The 24,303-nt window shown below is 61.8% G+C and carries 19 protein-coding genes and 1 pseudogene; 11 read left to right on the plus strand and 9 right to left on the minus strand.

What is annotated here, in order from left to right; genetic code table 11:
• Positions 1 to 51 precede the first annotated feature (51 nt).
• Positions 52 to 309 (minus strand): annotated as a pseudogene (locus LB553_RS12695) (WGR domain-containing protein); the annotation flags it as partial.
• A gap of 404 nt (positions 310 to 713) precedes the next feature.
• On the opposite strand from LB553_RS12695, the gene LB553_RS12700 reads away from it, so the two are divergent.
• Positions 714 to 1,196, plus strand: a complete 483-nt coding sequence (locus LB553_RS12700) for a hypothetical protein (protein ID WP_224513632.1) — start codon at positions 714 to 716, stop codon at positions 1,194 to 1,196.
• Here the strand turns inward: LB553_RS12700 and traG are convergent.
• From traG to LB553_RS12715, 3 genes are read right to left on the minus strand one after another with little or no spacing between them, the layout of a single operon-like run.
• Positions 1,136 to 3,049: a Ti-type conjugative transfer system protein TraG gene (gene traG, locus LB553_RS12705; protein ID WP_224513633.1), complete on the minus strand. Its 1,914-nt coding sequence runs from the start codon at positions 3,047 to 3,049 to the stop codon at positions 1,136 to 1,138. The genes LB553_RS12700 and traG overlap by 61 nt on opposite strands.
• Positions 3,046 to 3,279 carry a conjugal transfer protein TraD gene (locus tag LB553_RS12710; protein ID WP_224513634.1) on the minus strand — a complete coding sequence of 78 codons (234 nt, stop codon included), beginning with the start codon at positions 3,277 to 3,279 and terminating at the stop codon, positions 3,046 to 3,048. The genes traG and LB553_RS12710 overlap by 4 nt, the downstream gene beginning before the upstream one ends.
• The gene (locus LB553_RS12715; protein WP_224513747.1) at positions 3,269 to 3,556 is read right to left on the minus strand and encodes a TraC family protein; all 288 of its coding nucleotides are present in this window, start codon (positions 3,554 to 3,556) and stop codon (positions 3,269 to 3,271) included. Before LB553_RS12715 ends, LB553_RS12710 begins: the two co-directional genes overlap by 11 nt.
• Positions 3,557 to 3,776: 220 nt before the next feature.
• Between LB553_RS12715 and traA the strand changes: the two genes are divergently transcribed.
• From traA to LB553_RS12740, 5 genes are all read left to right on the plus strand, one after another.
• The gene (traA, locus tag LB553_RS12720) at positions 3,777 to 8,396 is read left to right on the plus strand and encodes a Ti-type conjugative transfer relaxase TraA (protein WP_224513635.1); all 4,620 of its coding nucleotides are present in this window, start codon (positions 3,777 to 3,779) and stop codon (positions 8,394 to 8,396) included.
• Positions 8,397 to 8,561: 165 nt separating this feature from the next.
• Entirely contained in the window at positions 8,562 to 9,239 is a 678-nt protein-coding gene (locus tag LB553_RS12725; protein WP_224513637.1) for a transposase, read from the plus strand.
• Between the two features lie 424 nt (positions 9,240 to 9,663).
• The gene (locus tag LB553_RS12730; RefSeq protein ID WP_224513639.1) at positions 9,664 to 10,110 is read left to right on the plus strand and encodes a helix-turn-helix domain-containing protein; all 447 of its coding nucleotides are present in this window, start codon (positions 9,664 to 9,666) and stop codon (positions 10,108 to 10,110) included.
• Between the two features lie 19 nt (positions 10,111 to 10,129).
• Positions 10,130 to 10,681 (plus strand): PIN domain-containing protein, encoded by a 552-nt coding sequence (locus LB553_RS12735; RefSeq protein ID WP_224513748.1) that lies wholly within the window; start codon positions 10,130 to 10,132, stop codon positions 10,679 to 10,681.
• A 596-nt stretch (positions 10,682 to 11,277) separates the two neighbouring features.
• Positions 11,278 to 12,186, plus strand: coding sequence for a nucleotidyltransferase and HEPN domain-containing protein (locus LB553_RS12740; protein WP_224513749.1), 909 nt, complete (start codon positions 11,278 to 11,280; stop codon positions 12,184 to 12,186).
• A gap of 18 nt (positions 12,187 to 12,204) precedes the next feature.
• On the opposite strand, the gene LB553_RS12745 is transcribed toward LB553_RS12740, so the two are convergent.
• The 5 genes from LB553_RS12745 to LB553_RS12765 form a co-directional block, all read right to left on the minus strand.
• Positions 12,205 to 13,779 carry a M81 family metallopeptidase gene (locus LB553_RS12745; RefSeq protein ID WP_224513641.1) on the minus strand — a complete coding sequence of 525 codons (1,575 nt, stop codon included), beginning with the start codon at positions 13,777 to 13,779 and terminating at the stop codon, positions 12,205 to 12,207.
• 42 nt (positions 13,780 to 13,821) lie between these two features.
• Positions 13,822 to 14,619, minus strand: coding sequence for an ABC transporter permease (locus LB553_RS12750; RefSeq protein WP_224513750.1), 798 nt, complete (start codon positions 14,617 to 14,619; stop codon positions 13,822 to 13,824).
• 46 nt (positions 14,620 to 14,665) lie between these two features.
• Positions 14,666 to 15,538: an ABC transporter permease gene (locus tag LB553_RS12755; protein WP_224513643.1), complete on the minus strand. Its 873-nt coding sequence runs from the start codon at positions 15,536 to 15,538 to the stop codon at positions 14,666 to 14,668.
• Between the two features lie 20 nt (positions 15,539 to 15,558).
• Positions 15,559 to 16,662, minus strand: a complete 1,104-nt coding sequence (locus LB553_RS12760) for an ABC transporter ATP-binding protein (protein ID WP_411962170.1) — start codon at positions 16,660 to 16,662, stop codon at positions 15,559 to 15,561.
• Positions 16,663 to 16,764: 102 nt separating this feature from the next.
• Entirely contained in the window at positions 16,765 to 18,114 is a 1,350-nt protein-coding gene (locus tag LB553_RS12765) for an ABC transporter substrate-binding protein (RefSeq protein ID WP_224513645.1), read from the minus strand.
• A gap of 2 nt (positions 18,115 to 18,116) precedes the next feature.
• Here LB553_RS12765 and LB553_RS12770 point away from each other — a divergent pair, with 2 nt between their 5' ends.
• The 5 genes from LB553_RS12770 to LB553_RS12790 all read left to right on the plus strand — a co-directional run bounded on the left by LB553_RS12770 (position 18,117) and on the right by LB553_RS12790 (position 24,287).
• On the plus strand, positions 18,117 to 18,848 hold the full coding sequence (locus LB553_RS12770) for a GntR family transcriptional regulator (RefSeq protein ID WP_224513648.1): 732 nt from the start codon (positions 18,117 to 18,119) through the stop codon (positions 18,846 to 18,848).
• Between the two features lie 89 nt (positions 18,849 to 18,937).
• Entirely contained in the window at positions 18,938 to 20,308 is a 1,371-nt protein-coding gene (locus LB553_RS12775; RefSeq protein ID WP_411962162.1) for an aspartate aminotransferase family protein, read from the plus strand.
• The gene (locus LB553_RS12780) at positions 20,308 to 22,047 is read left to right on the plus strand and encodes an acetolactate synthase catalytic subunit (protein ID WP_224513650.1); all 1,740 of its coding nucleotides are present in this window, start codon (positions 20,308 to 20,310) and stop codon (positions 22,045 to 22,047) included. Before LB553_RS12775 ends, LB553_RS12780 begins: the two co-directional genes overlap by 1 nt.
• Positions 22,047 to 22,826 carry an SDR family NAD(P)-dependent oxidoreductase gene (locus tag LB553_RS12785; protein WP_224513652.1) on the plus strand — a complete coding sequence of 260 codons (780 nt, stop codon included), beginning with the start codon at positions 22,047 to 22,049 and terminating at the stop codon, positions 22,824 to 22,826. Before LB553_RS12780 ends, LB553_RS12785 begins: the two co-directional genes overlap by 1 nt.
• A gap of 45 nt (positions 22,827 to 22,871) precedes the next feature.
• Positions 22,872 to 24,287 (plus strand): amidohydrolase family protein, encoded by a 1,416-nt coding sequence (locus LB553_RS12790; RefSeq protein WP_224513654.1) that lies wholly within the window; start codon positions 22,872 to 22,874, stop codon positions 24,285 to 24,287.
• The last annotated feature ends 16 nt before the right edge of the window (positions 24,288 to 24,303 follow it).

Below are 24,303 nucleotides of genomic sequence, written 5' to 3' on the forward strand. Positions count from 1 at the left end.
ACCGGGGTGGCAAACCAGAAGCTTCGCTTCGCCAGGCATCGCTCTCCTGCGCCCATCAGGCGCGGACGGTCTGGTCTTGTATCCACGCGCCCTCTTTGCCCGCAGCAGCTCGAGAAACATCGACACGGCCTCTTCCTCCCGGTCGAAGTGATGAACCATCGACTGTCCGCCGCAGCCGATGCGCCCCCAACGGCGTGTCAGGCAGGGAGTGCCGAACAAGGTCGTTTCGATGGCAAGCGCATAGAAGCGCGCCATGTTTCGAGCGGCGTCCGTGCGTTCGACATAAAGCCGATAGGGCTGAGCGAGCATGGGACAAGAATCGCTGATCGGCAAATGCCCGTCCAACGACACTTATGAATCGTTTGTCGCGCAGCGATTCGTTTTCGTGATGGATTGCCCGTCCTCTCAAAGCCGGTTTCGGCGAACCGCCTCCGGCGGCCGGGCTCTATTCGCTCGGCTTCGCGTCGCTCACGGAGCCCGCTGCGCGGTCTCCGCCTCCGGTTACGATCCCTTTCGCTGGCGAGCGCGGGCCGGCGTCGACCGGCCGCTTCGCTTCGCTATAAGGGCTCCCGCGCCCCCGAGTCCTGGCAGATCCCACGTGCGACCTGTTCTTGCTTTGATCTCTCTTGCGATTTAGACTCTCGCATTCTCGATAGTTTGGCTCAGTCGGCCAACCGACAGGACCAGCGCAAGCGATCAAGCGAGGTGGCACGATGAGCGAAATTCAGCCTGCTGCCGGCAAGGACCTTCGGGTTGGACGAACAAACCCGGGTCTTTGCTTGCTACGGCTTTTCGCCCGCCTGCTTGGCACCATCGTCGTCGGAAGCGTGGTGACCGTATTTTACTGCGCGTGGCATCTGTCCTTTCTTGCGCTCTGCATGTTCCGCCCTGTCGTCAATCTGCTTGTCCCTGCCGGGCTCGTCATGGTTCCGCTCTCGATCGCGGCCTTCGTGAAACCCGAAGCCGCGAACGGGATCCCGTTCTGGGCCATTCTCCTGATGGCGATCGGCGTCGTCGGCATTGCCACGGGCTATGCGAAATTGTCGACTGGTGCACGCCACCGGGTGAGACCGATCCGTTCGAACGCCATCGCCGTCGCCACTGGCGCTGACGTTTTCCGCGACCTTGATGGTGCTCACGGCTTGACGAAGCGATTGGCCTTGGCCGCCTCGTTCATCTCCTTGCGCCGGAAATAGATCGCACGGCCGCAGCGGATCGGACTGTGGCCCTGCACGATGATGATCTGCTCGTCCTTGCGCATGGATTGGGTGATCTCGTGCGGCATGATCAGCGGCCGACGCTGGAAGTTCACACTCTCGGATTTGCGCGAGCTGGCGTTTTTCACGTCCCAGCCGATGTTGCGCGAGCTCCCCTTCACCTCGACCGTCATTTCCCCGCATTGCGCCGAGACGTTGCGCGCCGTGTCGAGCGCCTTGATCGCGGCGTAGCTTGCGAAGGCGCATCCGTCGATCCACGACGTCGCGCCGTCTTTGCCAAAATGCCGCTCCATCTGCCCGACGGACTGGTACATCAGCATCATGCTGATGCCGTATTTGCGGCCACGGTCGCGGGCCTCCTCCAGCACGCGCATGTATCCGAGCAGATCGACCTCATCGAGCATGAACAGCGCCCGGCGCCTGAAGCCACCGTCGGCCTGGATCATGGCGTTGACCAGCGAGCCGATGATCACACGGCCAATGCCGGGATAGGAGCGCAGGATCGATGCCGGGATATTGAGGAAAACGTCCTTTTTGCCCGATACGATGTCGCTCGACCGGAACGCGTTGCCGCAGACAAGCGCCGCGTAGCTGTCAAGCGACAACCATTGCGTATCCTTCGATGCGGTTGAATACACGCCCGAGAACGTCTGCTCGGTCATGTTGGTGAAGACGCCGAGGGTCTCGCGAATGAAGGCGGACGCGGAATGCTCCTGGATGTCGCGCAGCATTGCCAGCACCGAGGGCTCCGGCTCGGAAACGATCTGCCTCAGGCTGCGCAAATTGCGCCGGCCGGCATAGTCGGGCGACAGCATCACATGGGCGAGAAACCCGGTCAGGAGATTATGCGCCTGGTTCTGGAAGTAGGAGCCGGTTGAATTTTCGAAGCGTACGCTTTCCGACAGCAGCATATGCGCGACGCCGACAATATCTTCTTCCTTCTGACGCGAGGTCCCAATCGCGTCGAGCACGTTGAAGCCCATGACCGGGTTCGTCGGATCGAGCACCATCACCTCGCGGCCGAGCGCGCGGGTTCTGTGCTCGGCCACCATCGGCGCGACCTCGGTGGAGGGGTCGAGGCAGATCAGCGGCCCGGTGTAGCGCAGCGCCGTCGGCACGACATTGCTTGTGGTCTTGTAGCCGCCCGACCCGGCGAAGAAGAGCATATGGGTGGAATCGAAATTCTGCTTGTAGGTGAGCAGTGGCGCCTTGCCGCCTTGCCCCCATGTCGCCGGGTCGTTCGGATCGAACGGCAGCTCATGGACGATTTCCTTGTCGACACGGTAGCGCTCGCCGACGACGATCTCGCCATCAGGCGGAAACAGTTTTGCCGCCGCTGGCATCGGCAGCCAGTCCGCGTCTCCGAAGGTGCCGCGCCTGGCGCGTTTCACCGGTTCGGGAACGACGGTGGAAATGCGTGCGGCAACCGCCACCGCCATGAAGCCGGCGATCGCGCCGATGACGGCAACCATGTCGAGATAGGACAGCGCCTGGTCCCACGACACCGCGCCGCCTTCTACCGACGGGGCCAGCCTGCCGAATTCGCGCAGCGCGTAAAAGCCGGCCACCATCAGAAAGCAGACGAGGCTCGCCATCGCGACCGGCCTGCGCCGGTGCAATGGCAACGCCCAAACGGCCAACAGGCCGGCAAGCGGCCCGAACAAAAGCGCCGGCACGGGCGACGCCCGCAGGAACCAATACTCGGTCTTGCCTGACATGCCCGCTGCCAGTTCCGGCCAGCGCCACCCAACCACATAAACGGCGAAAGCGCTGATGGCGATCGGCACGAGGACGAGCAACAGGCTCGGATGCGGTTTTGCCTCCACGGTCATGCCGGAGTCTCCATGCTCAGCCGGAAACCAGCATCAGGTGCAGGAACCTTGAAAGCAACCTCGCCGAGATCGCGCAGCCGTCGATGCTCGGCCGAACCCGGCGTGACGCCTGCCAGCTCAAGAAGACCTCCGAGCAGAAATGCCCGGTCCGCCTTCGACAGGCCCGCCCTGACGACGATGCCGCCGAGCAGGAATTTTTCGCGGGCCTCGCGCTTGCGGTCAACCGTCATGAGAAACCTCCGCCGCCGTTCCAGACCCGCTAACTGCTGATCGACGCGGCGAAGCAGTTGGACCGGTAGCCCCTTTCTTCTCCGCTTTGCGAAATCGGGCAGTGATCTCCTCGAAGACCGCGTCGAGCTCCTCGTCGGAGATCTCCATTTCCGCCAGACCCGATTTTGTCGCGGCACGCGCAAAGCGCTCGGCGGATTTGGCGATCACTGTTCGCCTGCGCTCGCGCAGTTTCTCGATCTGGGCGTCGATGTCGGAAATCGATGATTTTGCAGCCATGCCGGTGTCCTTGTCGGTTCGAGCAATCTGAACGACGGTGACTATACTATCTAGAAACTGATAGTAAGATAGGCAAGTTTGCCTCATCCCGAAAACGTCGCAGCCGGAATCCGGCGATCGGCCGCCTTCTGGAAAAGCGGCATCGACCCTGCGGTTCGATTGGTTTGAGGGCGCAATATACGTCGCTGGCGCGACGTGCCCGGAAGGTCTGGAGACGACAGTGGCGATCATGTTCGTCAGAGCGCAGGTGATCGGCAGGGGAGCGGGACGCAGCATCGTCTCGGCCGCCGCCTATCGCCATCGCGCCCGGATGATGGACGAACAGGCAGGCACGTCCTTCAGCTATCGCGGCGGCGCGTCCGAGCTGGTGCATGAAGAGCTGGCGCTGCCGGACGACATTCCCGCCTGGCTGAAGACCGCCATAGACGGGAAGACCGTTGCGGCCGCCAGCGAAGCGTTCTGGAATGCGGTCGATGCCTTCGAGACCCGAGCGGACGCGCAGCTTGCCCGCGAACTGATCATCGCCTTGCCGGAGGAATTGACCCGGGCCGAAAACATCGCCTTGGTGCGCGAGTTTGTCCGGGACAATTTTACGGCCAAGGGCATGGTCGCCGACTGGGTGTTTCACGACAAGGACGGCAATCCGCACATCCACCTGATGACCGCCTTGCGGCCGATAACGGCCGAGGGCTTCGGGCCGAAGAAGGTGCCGGTGCTCGGCGAAGAAGGCGAGCCGCTGCGCGTCGTCACGCCCGGCCGGCCGAACGGCAAGATCGTCTACAAGCTCTGGGCCGGCGACAAGGAGACCATGAAGGCGTGGAAGATCGCCTGGGCCGAAACCGCCAGCCGGCATCTGGCGATTGCCGGCCACGAGATCCGCCTCGACGGACGCTCCTATGCCGAGCAGGGTCTCGACGGCATTGCGCAGAAACACCTTGGCCCGGAGAAGGCGGCGCTCGCCCGCAGGGGCATCGAGATGTATTTCGCGCCGGCCGATCTGGCACGCCGGCAAGAAATGGCCGACCGGCTGCTTGCCGATCCTGAGCTTCTTTTGAAGCAGCTCGCCAATGAACGCTCCACCTTTGATGAGAGGGATATCGCCAAGGCGCTGCATCGCTACGTCGACGATCCGGCGGATTTCGCCAATATCCGTGCCCGGCTGATGGCCTCGGACGATCTGGTGCTGCTTAAGCCGCAGCAGGTCGATAGCGAGACCGGCAAGGTTTCCGAACCGGCCGTCTTCACCACAAGAGATATCCTGCGCATCGAATATGACATGGCGCAGTCGGCGCAGGTTTTGTCCGAACGGCGGGGCTTCGCTGTCCCTGATCTTGCTGTCGCGGCAGCGATCGAAAAGGTCGAAACACAGGATTCGCAGAAACCGTTTCGCCTCGATCCCGAGCAAGTCGATGCCGTTCGCCATGTGACCCGCGACAACGCCATCGGAGCCGTCGTAGGTCTTGCCGGCGCGGGCAAGTCGACGCTTCTCGCGGCGGCGCGGGTCGCCTGGGAAGGGGAGGGACGCCGGGTGATCGGTGCAGCCCTTGCCGGCAAGGCGGCGGAGGCACTGGAGGACAGTTCCGGCATCAGGTCGCGCACGCTGGCATCCTGGGAACTGGCATGGGCTAGTGGGCATGGACAGCTCAAACGCGGCGATGTGCTTGTCATCGACGAGGCCGGCATGATCTCCTCGCAGCAGATGGCGCGCGTGCTCAAGGCCGTTGAGGACGCCGGTGCGAAGGCCATTTTGGTCGGTGACGCCATGCAGCTTCAGCCGATCCAGGCAGGCGCAGCGTTCCGGGCGATCAGCGAGCGGATCGGTTTCGCCGAACTTGCCGGCGTGCGCCGCCAGCGCGAACAATGGGCGCGCGAGGCCTCGCGTCTCTTCGCCCGTGGCAAGGTCGAAGAGGGCCTTGATGCCTATGCACAGCAGGGCCGCCTGGTCGAGGCCGAAACCCGTGCCGACCTCGTCGAGCGTATCGTCGCCGATTGGATCGACGCGCGCCGCGACCTGCTTCAGAAATCTGCCGATGGCGAGGATGCGCCCCGTCTTCGTGGCGACGAACTGCTTGTATTGGCGCACACCAACGAGGATGTAAGACGTCTCAACGAATCCCTGCGCAAGGTGATGATGGAGGAGGGCGCCCTGACGGAGGCGCGCGAATTCCAGACGGCGCGCGGGCTTCGTGAATTCGCCACGGGCGATCGGATCCTCTTCCTGGAAAATGCCCGTTTCCTCGAACCCAGGGCAAAACGGCTTGGGCCGCAATATGTGAAAAACGGCATGCTCGGCACAGTCGTTTCCACCGGCGACAAGCGCGGCGATACGCTGTTGACCGTCCGTCTCGACAACGGCCGCGACCTCGTCATCAGCCAGCATAGCTATCGCAACATCGATCACGGCTATGCCACGACCATCCACAAGTCCCAAGGCGCGACCGTCGGCCGGACCTTCGTGCTGGCCACCGGCATGATGGACCAGCATCTGACCTATGTGTCGATGACCCGCCATCGCGATCGCGCCGACCTCTACGCGGCGCGGGAAGATTTTGCGCCGAAGCAGGAATGGGGAGGAAAGGCGCGTGTCGATCACGCCGCCGGCGTCACTGGCGAGCTGGTCGAGACCGGTCAGGCGAAGTTCCGACCGCAGGTTGAGGACTCCAAGGAGAGCCCTTATGCCGATGTGGGGGTCGATGACGGAGCCATCTATCGCGTCTGGGGCGTCAGCCTGCCGAAGGCGCTCGCCGAGGCTGGCGCCTCGACCGGTGACACCGTCACGCTCCGCAAGGACGTTGTCGAAACCGTCAAGGTGAAAGTGCCCGTCATCGATGAAAAGGCGGGCGAGAAGCGCTTCGAGGAACGCGAGGTCGAGCGCAACGTCTGGACCGCGGAACAGGTCGAAGCCGCCGACGTACGGCGGGAGAGGATCGAGCGGGAAAGTCGTCGGCCGGACCTCTTCAGACAACTGGTCGAGCGCCTTGGCCGGTCCGGCGCCAAGACGACGACGCTCGATTTCGAAAGCGAGGAAGGCTACCGGGCGCATGCGCGGGATTTTGCGCGGCGACGCGGCATCGACACGCTCGCCGGCGTCGTGGCCGGGATGGAGGAGCGAGTTTCCCGGCGGCTGGCATGGATTGCGGAACGGCGCGGGCAGGTGGCAAAGCTTTGGGAGCGTGCGAGCGTCGCGCTGGGCTTCGCGATCGAGCGGGAACGGAGTGTTTCCTACAACGAGGCACGCAGCGAATCGCTCACGGCAGAAGTTCCGTCGGCTGGACAATATCTGATTGCGCCGACCGTCGCGTTCGCCCGCAGCGTCGACGAAGATTCGCGCCGCGCGCAGCTTGTCTCGGAACGGTGGAAGGAGCGGGAAGCCATCCTGCGGCCGCTGCTGGAGAAGATCTATCGCGATCCCGATCATGCCCTTTCGGCGCTGGCCGCGCTGGCATCAGACGCGACAATCGAGCCACGCAGACTTGCTGATCATCTGGCAAGCGTGCCCGAGAAGCTCGGCCGCCTGCTGGGGTCCGATCGGATCGTCGATGGCCGTGCTGCTCGCGATGAGCGGAACGCAGCCAAGGCCGCCCTGTCGGAATTGTTGCCGCTCGCTCGCGCCCATGCCACCGAGTTCCGCCGGCAGGCGGAGCGCTTCGGCATCCGCGAGGAGCAGCGCCGCGCGCATATGTCCTTGTCGATCCCGGCACTCTCGAAGCCGGCCATGGCGCGTCTGGTCGAAATCGAGGCGATCCGCGAGCGCGGTGGGGACGACGCCTACAAGGCGGCCTTCGCCTATGCCGTCGAGGATCGCCTTCTAGTCCAGGAGGTCAAAGTTCTCAACGATGCGCTGACGGCACGCTTCGGCTGGAGCGCTTTCACCGCGAAGGCGGATGCTGCTGCTGATCGCAACATGGTCGAGCGTATGCCGGAAGATCTTACTCCCGATCGCCGCGAGAAGCTCGCCCGGCTCTTCGCCGTCGTTCGGCGGTTTGCCGAGGAGCAGCATGTGGCCGAACGGCAGGATCGCTCCAGGATTGTCGCCGGCGCCAGCGTCGCACCGGGCAAGGAGGCGATTGCCCTCTTGCCGATTCTGGCCGCCGTCACGGAGTTCAAGACGCCGGTGGAAGAGGAGGCGCGGGGCAGGGCGCTCGCAGCCCCGCATTATCTTCATCATCGCGCCGCGCTCGCCGAAACGGCGACGCGCATCTGGCGTAATACCGCCGGCGCGGTCGGCAAGATCGAGGAGCTTGTCGTGAAAGGCTTTGCCGGCGAGCGGATCGCGGCGGCCGTCAGCAACGATCCCGCCGCCTACGGCGCGCTGCGCGGAACCGATCGGATGATGGATCGCCTGCTCGCCGTCGGCCGGGAACGCAAGCAAGCGCTCCAGGCCGTGCCGGAAGCGGCGAGCCGTGTGCGTTCGCTCGGCGCCTCCTATGCCTCCGCTTTCGATAGCGAAATCCAGGCCATCACCGAAGAGCGCCGGCGCATGGCGGTCGCCATTCCCGGCCTGTCGCAAGCGGCGGAGGACGCGCTCAGGCAACTGGTGGCGGCGAGGAAGCAGAATGTCGCCCAGCAAGACGTCGCCGCAGGTTCGATCGATCGGCGCGTTGTCCAGGAATTCGCCATGGTCAGTCGGGCGCTCGACGAGCGCTTTGGTCTTAATGCGATCCTGCGCGGCGAAAAGGACGCCATCAATCGCGTGGCGCCGGCGCAGCGCAGCGCATTTCAGGCCATGCGGGATCGGCTGCAGGTCCTGCAGCAGACGGTTCGCACGCAAAGCAGCCAGGAAATTATTTCCGAGCGGCAGCGGCGCGTTATCGACCGCGCCCACGGCGTCACCCGATGAGCATCTTGGAGAAAAGAGAAGTCTAAGTTTGTGGGGCGGGCGAGACCCCTTGCTCACACTAGCCCTCTTCCGGTAAAGCTCCGCGCCCGCAATGGAAGCGCCTGAGACGCCAATCATATTCAGCAAGTGGCTTCTATTGCAGCTCGTATAAATAAGGAAGGACTTATGAGGCGTCAGCCCAGACCGTTCATTGTCGAAGTCAGACAGAAGCGCAGCCATCAAAAAGGCAGTCATTCCATTTGGGCTGGTGTCGATCTGTCAACAGCTTTCGCCGAGACAGCAAGGAAACTCGAGGAGATCAATGAGCCGAGCCGAGAGCTTATTGACTCCAATTTCGTGGCCGTTAATGCTGAACCGGTTCAAAAAGAAGAGGCGGAGCGTCACATGGTAGATCCTGAACAAGCTGAATCAGTAGAGGCCGCCGCGAAAGGCGTTGCGACGCCAGGCGACAAGAAGAAAACCCGGCGCCCGCGAAACGCAAAGGCAGAAACTAGGGAAACTGCCCGTAAGAATGGCGCCACACCGTCAATCGAAGTTAAAACACCGCAACCCGTTCGACTTGCCCGTAAGGTCTATTCCGCGGAGCAGCGTGCGCAAAAACTCAGCCAGATCGAAAAGCTGATTAGTGGCGGCGCCACTCTCAGAAGCGCCGTAGAGCAGGCAGGCACATCGGAGCAGACCTATTATCAATGGAAGAAGAAAGCTGCCGCACCTGCGCAAGCCGGTGACGATCTCAAGGATCTTCTGGCGCTCGAGGAAGAAAACAAGCGGCTGAGGAATCTGCTTGCGGGACGCCTGCGCAAGGAAAACGCAGAGCTAAAGAAAAGGCTGGGGCTGCAGTAAGGTGGAGCTTTCGGGCCTAAAACGAGCGGTGCCACGCCGGGCCGGTCTTTTGGCCCATTCATAGTGATCGCGTCAAACTGGCGCTCAACGGAGCGCGGGGTAACGGCCGTCGTTCGCATTCTGCAGGAGTAGCGGGCAGAGAGAAGCAAAAGTGTCGATCGAACTGCGCCATCTTCGGGTCTTCCTTGCGGTCGCGAACGAGGGCAATTTTCGGCGTGCCCACCGCCCCTCACCCGATGCTGCTCGAGAGTGGACGTTCCGCCAGACACTTTTATGCAAAGGTTCTACCCGATAGGGCGGTCAGGTCGGACGACCATAGGATAGGAACAAAAGGGGTGACGGTTCGTTCACTTGTTTCGGTTATTTCGGATATTGCGATTGCTGATTCGCGGTGCTATATCCGTGAAACATAGGGAAGACGACCATGACTACGCTGCTCGAACGACCGATATTGCCTTCGGCCGACGATGCCGAATTGGCTGCGCAGGCCAGCCGCCAGCTTTCTAGAGCTAAACACGAAGGCGCGGAATTGCGCGTACAAGTGGATGGCGGAGAGATGCTGCGCCTGCCTAAGGCAGTGAATGATCTCCTTTATCATTTGCTGACTGAAATGGCCCAGGGTAACGCCGTTACCCTATTTCCAATCCATGCCGAACTGACCACTCAGGAAGCTGCTGACTACCTGAACGTGTCACGACCTTATCTTGTTCGTCTCCTCGAGGAGGGTAAGGTGAAGTTCCATATGGTAGGAACTCATCGACGGGTAAAATTCCGCGATTTGGAGGCCTTCCGTAAGTCAACTGAGGAGGAGCGCCAGCGCGTGATGGACGAACTCGCGGCCCAAGCGCAGGAGTTGGGGATGGGCTATTAGGAAATCCAGTTACACGGTCATTCTCGACGCTTGTGTATTGTACCCAGCCCCGCTGCGAGACTTCCTGATGGAGCTTGCAGCGGGAGGGCTGTTTCGTGCGAAATGGACTGAAAAAATCCACGACGAATGGATCCGCAACGTCCTTAAGGATCGTGAAGACCTCAAGCTGGAACAGCTTTTGCGGACAAAGCAACTGATGAACCAAGCGGTGCCTGACTGTACCGTTGAAGGCTATGAGGACTTGATTGAAGGTGTGAAGCTACCTGACGGTGATGACAGACACGTTCTTGCGGCCGCCATCCACGCGGCATGTGACGCCATCATCACGTTCAACCTAAAAGACTTTCCGCGAGACTATCTTGCCAAGTACCAGCTAGAGCTCCTGCACCCGGATGAATTTCTGTTCCACCAATTTGGCCTGAATACAGCCGCCGTTGTTGTGGCAGCACAACGGTGTCGCGCGCGCTTGAAAAATCCCCCTAGAACGGCAGAGGAATACCTCGACACCCTTGAACGGCAAGGACTCACCAAAACCGTAGCCGAACTCCGACACTACGCTTCCGTCATTTAGCCCTCCAGAAGCGAGCCCGGCGCATCTGCATAGTGTCTCGCATGCCAGCCGGCACTGCCGATCTAGCCAACTTGCGCAGAATCGAGCTCCGTTGTTGTTGGACAATTACCGAAGCGGCGCTCTCGATGCTCATGCCGGCGGATGAACTCCTGCGTCTCGTTCGCCGCCGCACGACGAAAGCGGCTTTCGATCGATCAAAGTCACTGTCAGCAATTGCGTGAATGCTCGTGCGAACGATACGGCCTGTGTTCTGCAGTCACCCGGTAGGCCGGTCAGGCGAGCTACGATTTCTGAGCGGCAGAGGCGCGTCATGGACCGCGCGCGCGGCGTCAGCCGATGAGCATCTTGGAGCAAAATTGAAAGAGCTCGTATGGAAATTCCTCACATGGGACATGTCGGGGTGGAAACAGCCTGGCTGCACGGTTTCGAGCTGTGCGATTCAGCGAGCAAGGGTTGTGTAGCTCGGCCCAAATCAGGCAACGTTCAGTGGTCAGAAATGGCCATTGCCGTTGCCCGCCACCTTCCGTTAGCACTGCAATGAAATGGATCGGGGACGCATCCCTGATCAATAAAACATTAGGATTTCAGCGTCGATGATGAAGACCAGCATCGATCATTTGCCTGAGAAGAAGCAGCGCGAACTGGGTCGCATCATGGATATCCTCCATGAGGAGTTCGAGGATGCGCTGGCGGACAGTTCGAGCGAATTCAAGAAGAAGGGTCGTATTCTCAAGACGGTCCTGTTCGGCTCGTACGCCCGTGGCGATTGGGTCGACGAGCCGCATACGATGAAAGGCTACCGCTCGGACTACGACCTGTTGATCGTCGTGAATAATCGCAAGCTGGCCGACTTCGCCTATTGGTACAAAGCAAAGGATCGCCTCGATCGCGATCGGGGCGTGAACACGCCTACAAATTTCATCGTACATTCGCGACGCGAGGTGAATACAGCACTGCGCGAGGGGCAGTATTTTTTCACTGACATCCGACGCGATGGGATCGTGCTTTACGAGCTGGACGACGAGCCGCTGGCCGATCCCCGGCCGCTCACTCCGAAGGACGCTTATGACACTGCGAAAGAGCACTTCGACGAACGACTTCAGCAAACCAAGTCATTCATGAGAGTGTTCGATTTTTGCCTTCGCGAGAAAGATTATAAGCACGCCGCTTTCGAGCTGCATCAGGCGATTGAGAACACCTACGCCGCACTTCTGTTGGTGCTGACCAACTACAGCCCGCCGTCGCACAAGTTGTCCTTCCTGCGGGCCTTGGCGGAAGAGCGGGAACGACGACTTGCCGAAGCTTGGCCGCGCGACCAGCAACGCTATCGTGCCTGGTTCAACACGCTGAACGAGGCGTATGTCAAAGCGCGGTATTCCAAGCATTACGCGATCAGCGAAGAAGCCCTCGTTTGGCTCGGCGAGCGTACCGGCGAACTCCACAGGCTTGTCGAAGAGGTCTGTCGTGCTCATCTGGCACGGTTGAAGGAAGTCGCGGATGGCTGACGCCTCAGCTCTCTGCTCTCATCCAGCGTGCGCTTCGACAGACCTGCAGTATACGACAGCCCTGATTTGAGGTTCAGGGACCTCGTGTTCAGGCCAGATCCGCGCTCTTTTCCAGTGCAGCAGCCCGGGAGTGTAGTACCCGATCCCCGGCGTCGCGACACCGAGCGGTGTCCCGATCCCGGCGAAATTCAGTTTGAAGTGATATCCAGATTTCACGACGACGAAATCCCGGCTGGCCATATCGATGCCCTGGCTCGCAAACGCCGCCGGATCATGCGTGAAGCCCGGCTTGCTCGTCAGCATGATGCTCAGCCGGTCATCGATAACCAACACCGCAGTGCGGCCGAGCGACGTTTCTTCGCCGGCACCGAACGGGCCCTTTATTACAAAGCGACCGTCGGTAATTGATGCAACCACCCCGCAAACGCTGAGAGGCGCGAAACCTGGCGTGAGCCGCCCGCCTATGTCGAGCGTAACTCGAGTGCCTGTGCCAGCCTTCGCAGCTGCTTCGACGCTTGTCGGATCCGTAACGGGAACAGCGCCACGAAGACAGCCGCCTCGATCCAGCGCGTGCTCGAGGATGGCCGTGCTGTCGCCGGGCGCCCCTGCCAGAACCCGATCGCCCATGTCAGCGAGGATGTACGGACGCCGGCCAGAGACTCGCGCAACGACATCAAGCGCCTCGTCGATCGCGGGAAGACTATCTCGGAAGCGCTCGCGCCAGGCCCAGAAACGCTGGGCGAGTTCCGCTGCCGCTGCTTGCGCAAGCTGGCTCGGACCATGCGTCAGCACGACAATCGCTTGCCCCATGTCCTCGTCATCCGAGTAGGGGTAGACATTGAACAGAGATATGTCCCAGATCTCCGGATGGGCCGCGGCGATGGCCCGCGCACGTGCGTGGAGCTCGGCGAGCGGGCCGGCGCCAGTCTCGGCGGCTCCAGGCAGGATCATGGGCACCTTGGCCATCGTGAGGACCGGTTCCAACATCCCATCCAGCACAGCCGTAAGGCATTCGACGACCCGCTCGCCACACGAAACCACATCGGAATGCGGGTTTTCCTTGCACGCAATGCAGATCTCGACCGAGCGGAGCATGGCCGGCGTAACATGGGCGTGCAGGTCAAGACCGATGCCAATCGGGACATCGGGTCCAACTGCTTCGCGCAAGCGAACAAGAAGATCGCCGTCGGCATCCGGCAGCTCGGTCGTCGCCATTGCACCATGCAATTCCAGGGCTATGGCGTCATATCGTTTCTGGCGAGCCGAAGCTATCAACGTGTCCCGGAGCTGAATGTAGAAGTGATGATCCAACAGGCCGCCAGGGGGAGCCACTGCCGAAACGGTCGGCACCACCTCGTACCCGAGTTCCGTTCCCCGCTTGACGATGCCGCCGAGCGTCGTTCCAGAGCGCCGTGCGTGTTCAAGTAATTCCTCGCCATCCTTGATTTCGAAAGCCTCACCTGCAGTGATCTGCGGGCTGAAACTGTGCGACTCATGAAACAGGCGTCCAACAAGAATGCGTCGAGGGGTCGACGCGCTCGCGTCTGGCCAGCGTTGTGCGTCGGCTCGGCGTGATGGCATTGCTGGGTGCACAATTTATCTCCTTCTCGACGCGAGAAGCCAACCGCCTAGGCCTCATCCCCGGCGATCAGGGTCGCTTCGCCGCCGCGCAATTTCGATCGTGCTCATGAGGACTAGAGAGACCAGCGTCAGAACAGTCGAAACGGCCGCGATGACTGGTGTTAGATTGAAATCAATGTCCTCGAACATTTTGCGGGTAATCGTCTTGCCCTCGACGCCCGAAATGAAGAAAGCGACGGTCGCTTCATCGAATGAGGCGAGGAAGGCGAAGACCGCGCCAGCGGCAACGCCGGGCACAATGTTCGGCAGCACGATGTGAAAGAAGGCCTGTATTCGCGTGGCGCCGCAGTTGAGCGCTGCAAGTTCGAGGTTCGCATCGAAGCGTTGCAGGGCGGCACTCACCGTGATCACCACATAGGGGACCGCGAGCATGGAATGGGCTATCACAAACCCATAGAAATTCCCCACCAGGCCGAGGGGAGCGAAGAAAAGATAGAGCGCCACGGCGATGACGATATGGGGCACAATCAGCGGAGCCAACGTCAACGCCTGCAGGAACTCTTTGCCCGGCAAGCGGCCCCGAACCAGGGCGACAGCGGCAAGCGTTCCGATCACTGTAGCCGAAATTGTAGTGGCCACGGCAATGCGAACGCTGAACCAGGTCGCCGCCATCCAGTCCGGATCGCTGAAATACGCCTCGTACCATTTATACGTCAGGCCATGTGGCGGAAATTCGATATAGGGCGAGGTTCCGATCGACATCGGGACGACGATGAGCGTGGGCAGAAGAAGGAAGAACAGGATTAGCCCGATCGCCAGCGCGGCAACAACCACGGCCGGACCGTTTCGCATGCCGCGCTTTTCTCGAACTGCGCGTTCGGCAAGAACCAAGTCTGCGTCAGCCAAGTTTGAACCCCTTGTTGAGTGCCAACGCACGCCGGAACACGACCACCAGCAAAAGTGTCGCGAGCAGCAGGACGACCGATAGCGCGCCCGCGAATGGCCAATTCAGAAGTTCCGTCGTCTGCTGACCGATCAAGGTCGACATCATCAGCGTGCTGGGCCCGCCGACGAGCGCCGGCGTGATGTAGAATCCCAGCGACAGAACAAAGGTGATGAGCACGCCAGCCGCGACCCCAGGGAGGCTCAGGGGTAGCGTGATTCGAAGGAAAGCCTGGAGACCGCCGGCGCCGAGATTGCGCGCCGCCCTGGTAAGATCGTCGGGAATGCTGCTGACCACGGAGTAGATCGGCAACACCATGAAAGGCAGCAGAACCTGCGTCATCGCCACGACCACCGCCCCTCGCGTATAAAGGAGCTGCAGTGGCGCCTCGATCAATCCAGCCTCAAGGAGGCTGCTGTTGACCACTCCGTTGCGCTGGAGCAGGACGATCCACGCATACGACCGCACGAGCACACTCGTCCACAAAGGTATGAGCACGCAGGCGCCGACCAGCGTTGCCGCGCGCCCGGAGACCCGTGCCATGGCCAGCGCAACGGGATAGCCGAGCAGAAGGGCCAGAACCGTGACGATGAATGCGATCTCGAACGTCCGCCAAAGGACGAGGAGGTATAGCGGCTCCTCGACGATGCGCAGGTAATGCTTGAGCGTGGCCTGAGGCGCAAAGATGCTGCCCCAGAACAGCTTTCCTACGGGATAGAGAAACCCGCCAGAAAGGAGCAGAAGAAGCGGCGTTACGAGAAGGAGGGATGGCGTTCGCCCATACTCTCTTGACGATGTTGGACTGCCGCGAAGAAAGGGGCGTCTCATGACCGGTGTCGCAGGCATCGTCAGCACCTCGCCTGGCCGAAAACGCGCACTGCATGGCCCGGAATGGCCAAACTGACGCGGTCGCCTTCGCCAGGATGCGAAGCGTTGTGGTCCGCATGGACCTGAACATGGACGAGTTCTCCGCCCGGAAGCCGAACCAGGAAGGTGCGGAACGAGCCGACGAAAATGACAGTCTCGACAACGCCCTCAAGCGCTGGGCCGTCTGCCTCCCCAGGGCGGAGCAAGCGTATCTGCTCCGGTCGCACAGCCAAGCGCACTCGATCGCCGGGTTTTGGCAGAACCGTGAGGGCAGGTGGGCACTGAACCAGTCGAATGAACCCGCTTTGGCCAATGCCGATCTCGAGACCAGTCCCGTTGTAACTTCGGCATTCGCCCTCCAGAAAGTTCGTCTTGCCGACGAAATCGGCGACGAACGGCGTGGCGGGCCCGTCGTAAAGTTCGGCAGGCGAGCCGATCTGCTCCAATGAGCCGTCACGCATCACCGCGATGCGGTCGGACATTGTAAGCGCTTCTTCCTGGTCATGTGTCACGTAGATGACGGTCACGCCGAGCCGCTGCTGCAGGCGTTTGATCTCGATTTGCATCTGCTCGCGGAGCTTCTTGTCCAGCGCGCCCAAAGGCTCGTCCATGAGAAGCACGGGCGGCTCGAACACAAGCGCGCGCGCCACCGCGACGCGTTGCTGTTGCCCGCCGGACAGCTCGCTCGGCAGGCGTTTTCCGTACCCCTCAAGCTGTACCAGAGCCAAGGCGTCACAAACGCGGCGCGTTGCGTCCTGCCTTGGAACTTTGCGCATGCGCAGCGGAAAGGCGATGTTGTCGGCCACCGTCATGTGGGGAAACAGCGCATACCGCTGAAACACCATGCCGACATTGCGCCGGTTGGGAACGACATAGGTCACATCCCGATCGCCGATCGAGATCTTGCCCATGCTGGGCATCTCGAAACCGGCAATCATCATCAGGAGCGTCGTCTTGCCTGATCCTGACGGACCGAGGAGTGACAGGAACTCGCCCGCGCGAACGTCCATGGAGATTTCCTCCACCGCCCGAACCGAACCATACCGCTTGCCTAGCCCCCAGACCGATACATTCATGCCATCCACCGCCCAGCTACCTCCCAGGTTCCTCGCGTTCAGCCATTTTGCCAAAACTAAAAAGTGCGAAGACCTTCGGCATTAAGGTCTTGCACTGGCAATCAGGTGCACTCAGCTCGCAAGCCACGTGCTCCAGCGTTCCAGGACCGCCTCGCGGTTCGCCGCCAGCCAGCCACGGTCGACTTGGATGATCTGAGACCAATTGGCGGGCTGAAGGACGCTCAATGCGCGTGCGTCTTCGGGCAGGAACGCGACGGCTTCGCGTTGGGCAGTCGACCCGAACGATTCAAGTGCGAATGCCGCGTGTGCCTCGGGCCGCGTATAGATGAAGTCGAGGAGCGCCAGGCCGGCATTGGGGTGCTGTGCGCCCTTGGTCACTGCCCAGAACGCAGCATCGAGCGGCGCTCCGTTCCAGCTGATTGCGAGCGGCAACTTTTCTGCGCGCAGCCGAAAGGCGCGACCAGAAAACAGCATGGCCATGACCACTTCGCCCGTGCGGAAGATCTGCTGGCTCTGGTCGCCGCTTTTCCACCATACCGTAACATGGGGTTTGATCTCATCCAGCTTTCGGAAAGCTCGATCGACGTCCAACGGGAACAGTTGACCACGGCTCACGCCATCGGCCTCAAGCGCTGCAATCAAGTTCCACCACGGATTGCCGACATTTGGCAGCGCCCTCGGCCCGGGAAATGCCTTCACATCCCAAAAGTCCGCCCAGCCCGCCGGCTGAGGCTGACCATCGGGAAAACTGCGTTTGTCGAAGGCGAGCACTCCGCCTCCGATGTCGAACAGGACACCTTTGCCCAGGCAGGAGCCGGCGACCCCTCGCGCCGCGACGTCCGGCAGGTCCGCACAATTGCCCAGGTCCTCCAGGAGATTGGTGACGTCCGGGGTGAGGGAGTCGATCGAAAGGGTGATGACGTCCCATTCCGTCCGTCCAACGGATGCCATGGCTTTTAACTTGGCCAGCTTCTCGCCATAGCCGCCCCCGGTGGCCACCACCTCGATGCCGGTGGCTTCGGTGAAGGGGCTGTAGAAGTGCTTCTTCACAAGATCGCCATACGCACCGGTGCCGCCCGCCACGACCACTTCTCGTTCCCCGCCCTTGCGGGCGCGATCCACGAGGCCATCCAGAGGGGCGGCGACGGTCTGCTCGGGCGCGCCGCCGGCGCCGACGGCAAGAGCCGCTCCTGCAGAAAGCGTCAGCATTCCGCGCCTGTTCATCGACGTCGCAAGGGCCACGATGTCCTCCTTCAGCCAGCGAGCCTGCGCCTGTTGCGCATTTATGAAGTATGAAATTTGGTGTAACAAACTTTTCACATTCGCGTCAAGATAGGCAAGGCCGGTCGGGCTGTAATTTTCTGGCGGCTGTCCTGCTGCGGGAATAAGTTGAGGCCGAAAGAACATGCGATTCGATACCGCAGGCCGCCGGCTCTCCGGACGGGTAAGGGACAGGCTCACTGATGTTTGCTGCGCCAAAGCAAAGGAACGAAGCGCTCGCCAACGACTTGGCGCCCATCGACAGGCATCGCAGCCTTGGTGAGAGCGCCTATCTGAGTTTGAAGGATTCGCTGATACGCGGGGCGTTGCGGCCCGGCACCAAGCTTACGCTTCGTTCGGTCGCCGAGGTGCTTGGAGTCAGCACGACGCCTGCGCGCGATGCCATCACACGGCTGATCGGCGAGGGAGGGCTGGTCAATACCGGCCCGAAGACCGTGGTTGTGCCCAGTCTGACCCTGCCGGACCTCGATGAGATCACCGCAATACGCCTTGCCCTCGAAGGGTTGGCCGCCGAGCAGGCCGCCACCCGGGTGACCAAAGAGGAAATCGGTGACTTGGAGCGTTTGCAGGAGCGCATCAATCGTGGCCTTGACGAGGCGCGCTACAGCGAGGTGCTCGATGCCAACAAGGACTTCCATTTCCTGATCTATCGCCGCTCGGGAATGCGCCAGCTCGTCTCCATGATCGAGTCCTTGTGGCTGCGCATGGGACCGGCCTTCAATGATCTCTACCCGGAATTCGCCTTGTCGCGAGCGGGTGTTTCGAACCATCTGTGGGCTTTGCGCGGCCTACACGACCGTGACGCGGCGGCGGTCCGGGCGGCGATCGAGAACGATATTCGCAGCGGTTACCGCCGCCTCTCGTCTCTGATCACCGGGAATCGAGCGGACGCAAAAAAACAACCCGGCGGCTGAATTTTGTTGCATCAAATTTCAAAATCTGTTTTTCCTCTCTCCTGACGCAAGTGGTCGCATGGCGCGGCCGGTGATCATGGAGGTGCGGCGTGACCCCGGTCTCGACCCATTTGGAAAATTCCCAAAAAAGCGAATTCTCAGCGGGACAGCGCTCACATGCGTTGTTTGACCGCGCTCGTGCGGTCTTTCCGGATGGAACGACGCGCGTCACGGTCGAACGCGACCCGGTGCCCCGCTACATTGAGCGCGGCGAGGGGGCCTTCGTGATCGACGCGGACGGCAGGCGCTTTCTCGACCTCAACGCGAACTTCACGACGCTTATTCACGGCCACGCGTTCGAACCGGTGATCGCTGCCGTCGAAACGCAAATGAGGAATGGTACCTGCTTTGCCAACCCTACGGAGGCGGAGGTTGAACTTGCCTCGCTCCTGTGCAAGCGCGTCCCGGGGATCGACCGCATCCGCTTTGTCAACACCGGCACGGAAGCCGTCATGTTCGCCATCAAGGCGGCCCGTGCCTTCACCGGCCGGCCTTGCATCGCCAAGATAGAAGGTGCCTATCACGGCGCCTATGATTGGGTGGAAGTGGCGCAGGCAAGTACCCGTGAAAACTGGGGTCCGCCGGACCACCCGGCTGCGACTGCATACTATCACGGGATGCCGACTTCGGTGCTGGATGACGTGGTGGTGCTTCGGTTCAACGATGCGGCGGGGGCGCGTGAGCTGCTCAGCCGGCGCGCCGGCGACATCGCAGCCGTGCTCATCGACCCCATGCCCAGCCGTGCCGGCCTTGTCGCTCCGGAGCCCGAGTTCCTTTCCGCGCTTCAGGAAACGGCGCGCAAGCATGGAATTCTCATCATCAGCGACGAGGTTCTCAATTTTCGTCAGGATTATCGCGGCGCTTCGGCGCGCTACGGTCTCCAGCCGGATCTGTTTGCTTTGGGCAAGATCATCGGCGGAGGGTTTCCGATCGGCGCGGTTGGCGGCTCGGCCGAGATCATGACCGTGTTTGACGCCCGCGGCGGTCGCCCATTGCTTCCGCAGGGAGGAACCTTCTCGGCAAATCCGATCTCGATGGTGGCCGGCCACGCAGCGATGGCCGCGCTCGATCAGGCTGCGTTCGCACGACTGGAAACGCTGGGCAGCAATCTCCGCAAGAGATTCAGGGACGCGATCTCACGCGCAGAGGCACCGCTGAGCGTTACCGGGGCTGCTTCGCTGTTCCGGATCCATCCAAAGCCGATGCCTCCGCGGGAGTTTCGCGACGCCTATTGCAACCCGGCGGAAGCGAAGATCGGCCACGAGATGTCCCGGTTCTTTGCTCGCAATGGCATCATTCTGCCCAGCGGCGCCGCGGCATGTCTTTCGACACCCATGGGCGAGGCGGAGATCGATGCGATCGCCGGTGTCTTTGAAGCCTTTCTTGCTAAAAAATCCGCTCTGCTAGAGGAGATAGCGTGATGTCGGCGCCTCGCGAAACCGTCGCCGAGCGTATCGCCCGGGCGTTGCAGCGCCATGGGGTTGAGCTCATTTTCGCACAAAGCCTTCCTTCGGCGGTCATCCTTGCGGCCGAGGCGCTGGGTATTCGGCAGATCGCTTACCGCCAAGAGAATATGGGCGGCGCAATGGCCGATGGATATGCGCGCAGATCTGGCCGCGCCGCCGTCGTCGCGGCCCAGAACGGCCCCGCTGCGACATTGCTGGTTCCTCCACTTGCCGAAGCGCTGAAAGCCAGCGTGCCGGTCGTGGCGCTCGTCCAGGAGGTGGAGAGATCCCATTTCGATCGCAATGCTTTTCAGGAGCTTGACCATGTCGCCCTGTTTCAGCCCTGCGCCAAATGGGTGAGGCGTCTTCTCACGGCAGATCGGGTGGACGACTACGTCGATGCGGCCTTCACCGCGGCCGGAAGCGGCCGGCCCGGCCCTGCGGTGTTATTGCTGCCGGCGGATTTGTTGCGGGAGGTGGCGCTCGAGTGCGCGCATCCGCGCACGGCCATGCTCGGGGCCTGGCCAATTGACAGATCGCGACCAGGCGATGGGGCCATCTCTGCCGCAGCCAAATTGCTGGCGCAGGCACGCCAGCCGATCGTCATGGCCGGCGGCGGTTCTCTGACGACTGGAGGCCCACCGGCGCTTGCTCGCTTGCAGCAAGTTGCGCACTTGCCAGTGGTTACGACCCCGATGGGCAAAGGAGCGGTGAACGAAAAGCATCCGCTTTCCCTCGGCGTGCTCGGTCCGCTCACCGGCCCGGGATCCGTGGGGCGTTATTCAAGGCGGCTTCTGGCAGAGGCGGATGTGATCCTGCTGGTCGGTACCCGCACCAACCAAAACGGGACCGACAGCTGGCGTTCCATTCCGCGGTCAGCTCGGATCATCCATATCGATGTCGATCCGGCAGAAATCGGTCGCAACTACGAGGCGCTCCGCCTGGTCGGCGATGCGGCAGAAACGGTCACCGCCCTGGCTGACGCGCTCAGTCAGTGCGACTTGGCCAATCGCCTGGCCGGGCGCGATCGGTTGGAGCGCAGGATCGCGCGCATGTGGGCAGCTTTCGAGGCGGAGCGTGGAAGGACCCTGGTGCGCCAAGCGGCGTTGCTTCGGCCCGAGCACGTCATGATGGATCTTCAGCGCTGCCTGACGCCGAATACGACGGTGGTCGCCGATGCAAGTTACTCTTCCATGTGGGTGGCCGGCCAGTTGACGGCCCTTGCAGCCGGCCAGCGTTTCCTCACGCCGCGTGGCCTTGCCGGTCTCGGTTGGGGACTGCCGATGGCCATCGGCGCCAAACTGGCCGATCCCGGTGCGCCTGTTGTCGCGCTGGTGGGTGATGGCGGCTTTGCTCACGCATGGGCGGAACTGGAGACAATGGTGCGTCTCGGCATCGCCGTCACCGTGATCGTGCTGAACAACGGCGTGCTCGGATACCAAAAAGACGCCGAAACGGTGAAGTTTGGCCACTACACCAGCGCCTGCCATTTTGCGCCTGTCGATCATGCCGCCCTGGCCAGGGCTTGCGGTTGCAGTGCCTTCCGCGTCGAGAATGAGGAGGAGGTCTTGCCTGCGCTTCAAACCGCACTTGCTTCGCAGGAACCGTGGTTGATCGAGATCATTACGGATCCCGATGCGCACCCGCCGTTGTCCCTCTTTGACGGCACGCTCGACATCGCCGAACCGTCTCTGGCTCTGGCGGAGACTGTCTGATGGCCGAGCTTGGCGAGGAGACACCGGTTGCGGTGATCACTGGCGCATCGAGCGGTATCGGCCTTGCAAGTGCCGATGCGCTCCTGCGGGCAGGGTATCGTGTTGCCTTCTTCAGCCATCAGCCGGACCGGGTTGAGGCGGCGGCTCGGACCCTGGCCGGTTCCTATGGCAGGGAGCGAATAAGATCGGCTGTGGTCGACCTGCGGGACCCTGAGGCGGTGCGCCGGTTCTTTGGTGATCTCGTGGCGCATTGGCCGGCGCCATCCGTCCTCGTTTGCAATGCGGGTTTCTCCCCGAAACGCAACGGCGGGCGGATTCCGATCGAAGAAATTGACCTTGCAGAGTGGCACGAAGTGTTGGCGATCAATCTCACCGGTGCGCTGGTTTGCTGCCAGTGCGTCCTGCCAGCCATGGCCGAACGCCGATACGGGCGCATCGTTTTCATCGGCTCCCTGGCCGGTCGCACGATGCCCCGAATAGCTGGTGCAGCCTACACTGCGTCCAAGAGTGCCCTTGCCGGTCTCGCCCGTTCGATCGTCAGCGAATATTCCGGATTCGGCATCACCGCCAACACGATCACGCCCGGTCGCATCGTCACCGACATGACAGGTCCGACGGATTCGCTCGTCAACAAGGAAAGCCTCGCGCGCATCCCCATCGGGCGTCTGGGGCGACCGGAGGACATTGCCCGAGCCGTTGCCTTTTTGGTGGCGCCGGACGCCGACTTCCTGAACGGCGCGGTGATCGACATCAACGGTGGCGAATTCACGCCTCCATAGCCTCAGTGCTTTTCTGAATGTCTTCCATGTTTCGGGATCCTTGCCATGCCCCTTGCAACAACCACCCCCGAGGCTCTAGCCGGGCCAGATAGGCCGCAACATTGCGATCTCATCGTCCACAACGCCGCGATCCTCACGATGGACGACCGTGACAGCGTTGTTGCGGATGGCGCTATCGCGATACGGAACGGACGCATCGTTGCGCTCGACAGCCAAGCGAAGATCTTGGCCGGCTTTACGTCAGATCGGTCGTTCGACGCGGCCGGTGGCACCGTCCATCCGGGCTTCATCGACGCGCACATCCATGTTTCCCAATATACGGCGCGCAGCGTCTTGCCCCTAATGGAACGGACATCCGCTACCATGGGCCACTGGAAAGGCGAGCTGACCCCGGAGGACGAGCACGCAAGCGCGCTTATGGCTGCTCTTGACTATTTGAAGTGCGGTTACACGGGTTTTGTCGATCCGGGTACCGTCTTTGCGCCGGACGCGGTCGCGGCGGTGGCGGAAGAAGCCTGTATTCGCGTCTGGCTCACTGACCCTTACGTGGCCGATGGCGGCGAGGCGCTGGCCGCCAACCTGCCCGAGCTCGTCAGCGGGAGCTTTCTCGCCCGCTGGCCACAAAATACGGATGAAGCGCTCAAGAGACTGGGTTCCCAGCTGTTCCGCAACAGGAACAAGGACAGCCTGGTGAAAGGGTTTATCGGCCTCTACGGAGAGGGAACCGATTCCCCTGAACTCTTCGAAGCCGCGCTCGGCCTCGCCCGAGATCATGGTGTGCGCTTGCAGGAGCATCTGGGATATCTCCCGGCCTTTCAGCTCAAGCGGGAGGAGACGCTAGGCCAACCGTTGCTCCAATGGTTGGAGGATCGCGGCTTCCTGGATCCCCACTTGACCTTCGTTCACATGAACCTGGTGCGTGAAGGCGAGGTTTCGCTTCTCGCCAAATATGACGTGCGCGTGGTCTGGTGCCCTTGGGGTCAATTGCAGATGCTCGGTCAGGCGGGCGCGCAGGCGCGCATGGTTGAGCTCCACCGATCGGGAGTGGCTGTCGGCATCGCGAGCGACATTCCCCGCGTTGCCGATTTCGATGCCCTTGGAACACTGGCCGCGTCCGCCTCCGCGGCCTCGGGGCGGCCGGCCATGCCACGCGAACTTATGCGCATGCGCACAATCGGCGCCGCGGCAAGCATCGGCGCCGAGGGTGAGCTTGGCAGCCTCGAAATCGGCAAGCGCGCCGATTTCGTGGTGCGGGGCCCCAGCGTGTCCGTGAATTTCGGCTTCGATGCAGGTCTTGAACTGGGAGTGATCGGCGGGCGCGATACTGTCGAGGCAGTATTCGTGGCCGGCCGCCAAGTCGTCGAAAAGGGGCGGGTCCTCGGTTTGGATGAGCGCGCCGTCATTGCCGCAGCCCACCGGTCGGCACGCGCGCTTGCGTCCAGGATAGGGCTTCGCGGCTGAGCCGGGAGGTCGTGCT

It is taken from the genome of Mesorhizobium sp. CA8, from assembly GCF_020164955.1.
Taxonomy (GTDB): domain Bacteria; phylum Pseudomonadota; class Alphaproteobacteria; order Rhizobiales; family Rhizobiaceae; genus Mesorhizobium.

What these genes read in the sequence shown, in the direction of transcription:
- LB553_RS12750 (WP_224513750.1), bottom strand. Translation starts at nt 14,619, where the DNA reads ATGCGAAACGGTCCGGCCGTGGTTGTTGCCGCGCTGGCGATCGGGCTA.
- LB553_RS12785 (WP_224513652.1), top strand. Translation starts at nt 22,047, where the DNA reads ATGGCCGAGCTTGGCGAGGAGACACCGGTTGCGGTGATCACTGGCGCA.
- LB553_RS12790 (WP_224513654.1), top strand. Translation starts at nt 22,872, where the DNA reads ATGCCCCTTGCAACAACCACCCCCGAGGCTCTAGCCGGGCCAGATAGG.
- LB553_RS12755 (WP_224513643.1), bottom strand. Translation starts at nt 15,538, where the DNA reads ATGAGACGCCCCTTTCTTCGCGGCAGTCCAACATCGTCAAGAGAGTAT.
- LB553_RS12780 (WP_224513650.1), top strand. Translation starts at nt 20,308, where the DNA reads ATGTCGGCGCCTCGCGAAACCGTCGCCGAGCGTATCGCCCGGGCGTTG.
- LB553_RS12730 (WP_224513639.1), top strand. Translation starts at nt 9,664, where the DNA reads ATGACTACGCTGCTCGAACGACCGATATTGCCTTCGGCCGACGATGCC.
- LB553_RS12715 (WP_224513747.1), bottom strand. Translation starts at nt 3,556, where the DNA reads ATGGCTGCAAAATCATCGATTTCCGACATCGACGCCCAGATCGAGAAA.
- LB553_RS12740 (WP_224513749.1), top strand. Translation starts at nt 11,278, where the DNA reads ATGAAGACCAGCATCGATCATTTGCCTGAGAAGAAGCAGCGCGAACTG.
- LB553_RS12725 (WP_224513637.1), top strand. Translation starts at nt 8,562, where the DNA reads ATGAGGCGTCAGCCCAGACCGTTCATTGTCGAAGTCAGACAGAAGCGC.
- LB553_RS12700 (WP_224513632.1), top strand. Translation starts at nt 714, where the DNA reads ATGAGCGAAATTCAGCCTGCTGCCGGCAAGGACCTTCGGGTTGGACGA.
- LB553_RS12770 (WP_224513648.1), top strand. Translation starts at nt 18,117, where the DNA reads ATGTTTGCTGCGCCAAAGCAAAGGAACGAAGCGCTCGCCAACGACTTG.
- LB553_RS12710 (WP_224513634.1), bottom strand. Translation starts at nt 3,279, where the DNA reads ATGACGGTTGACCGCAAGCGCGAGGCCCGCGAAAAATTCCTGCTCGGC.
- traG (WP_224513633.1), bottom strand. Translation starts at nt 3,049, where the DNA reads ATGACCGTGGAGGCAAAACCGCATCCGAGCCTGTTGCTCGTCCTCGTG.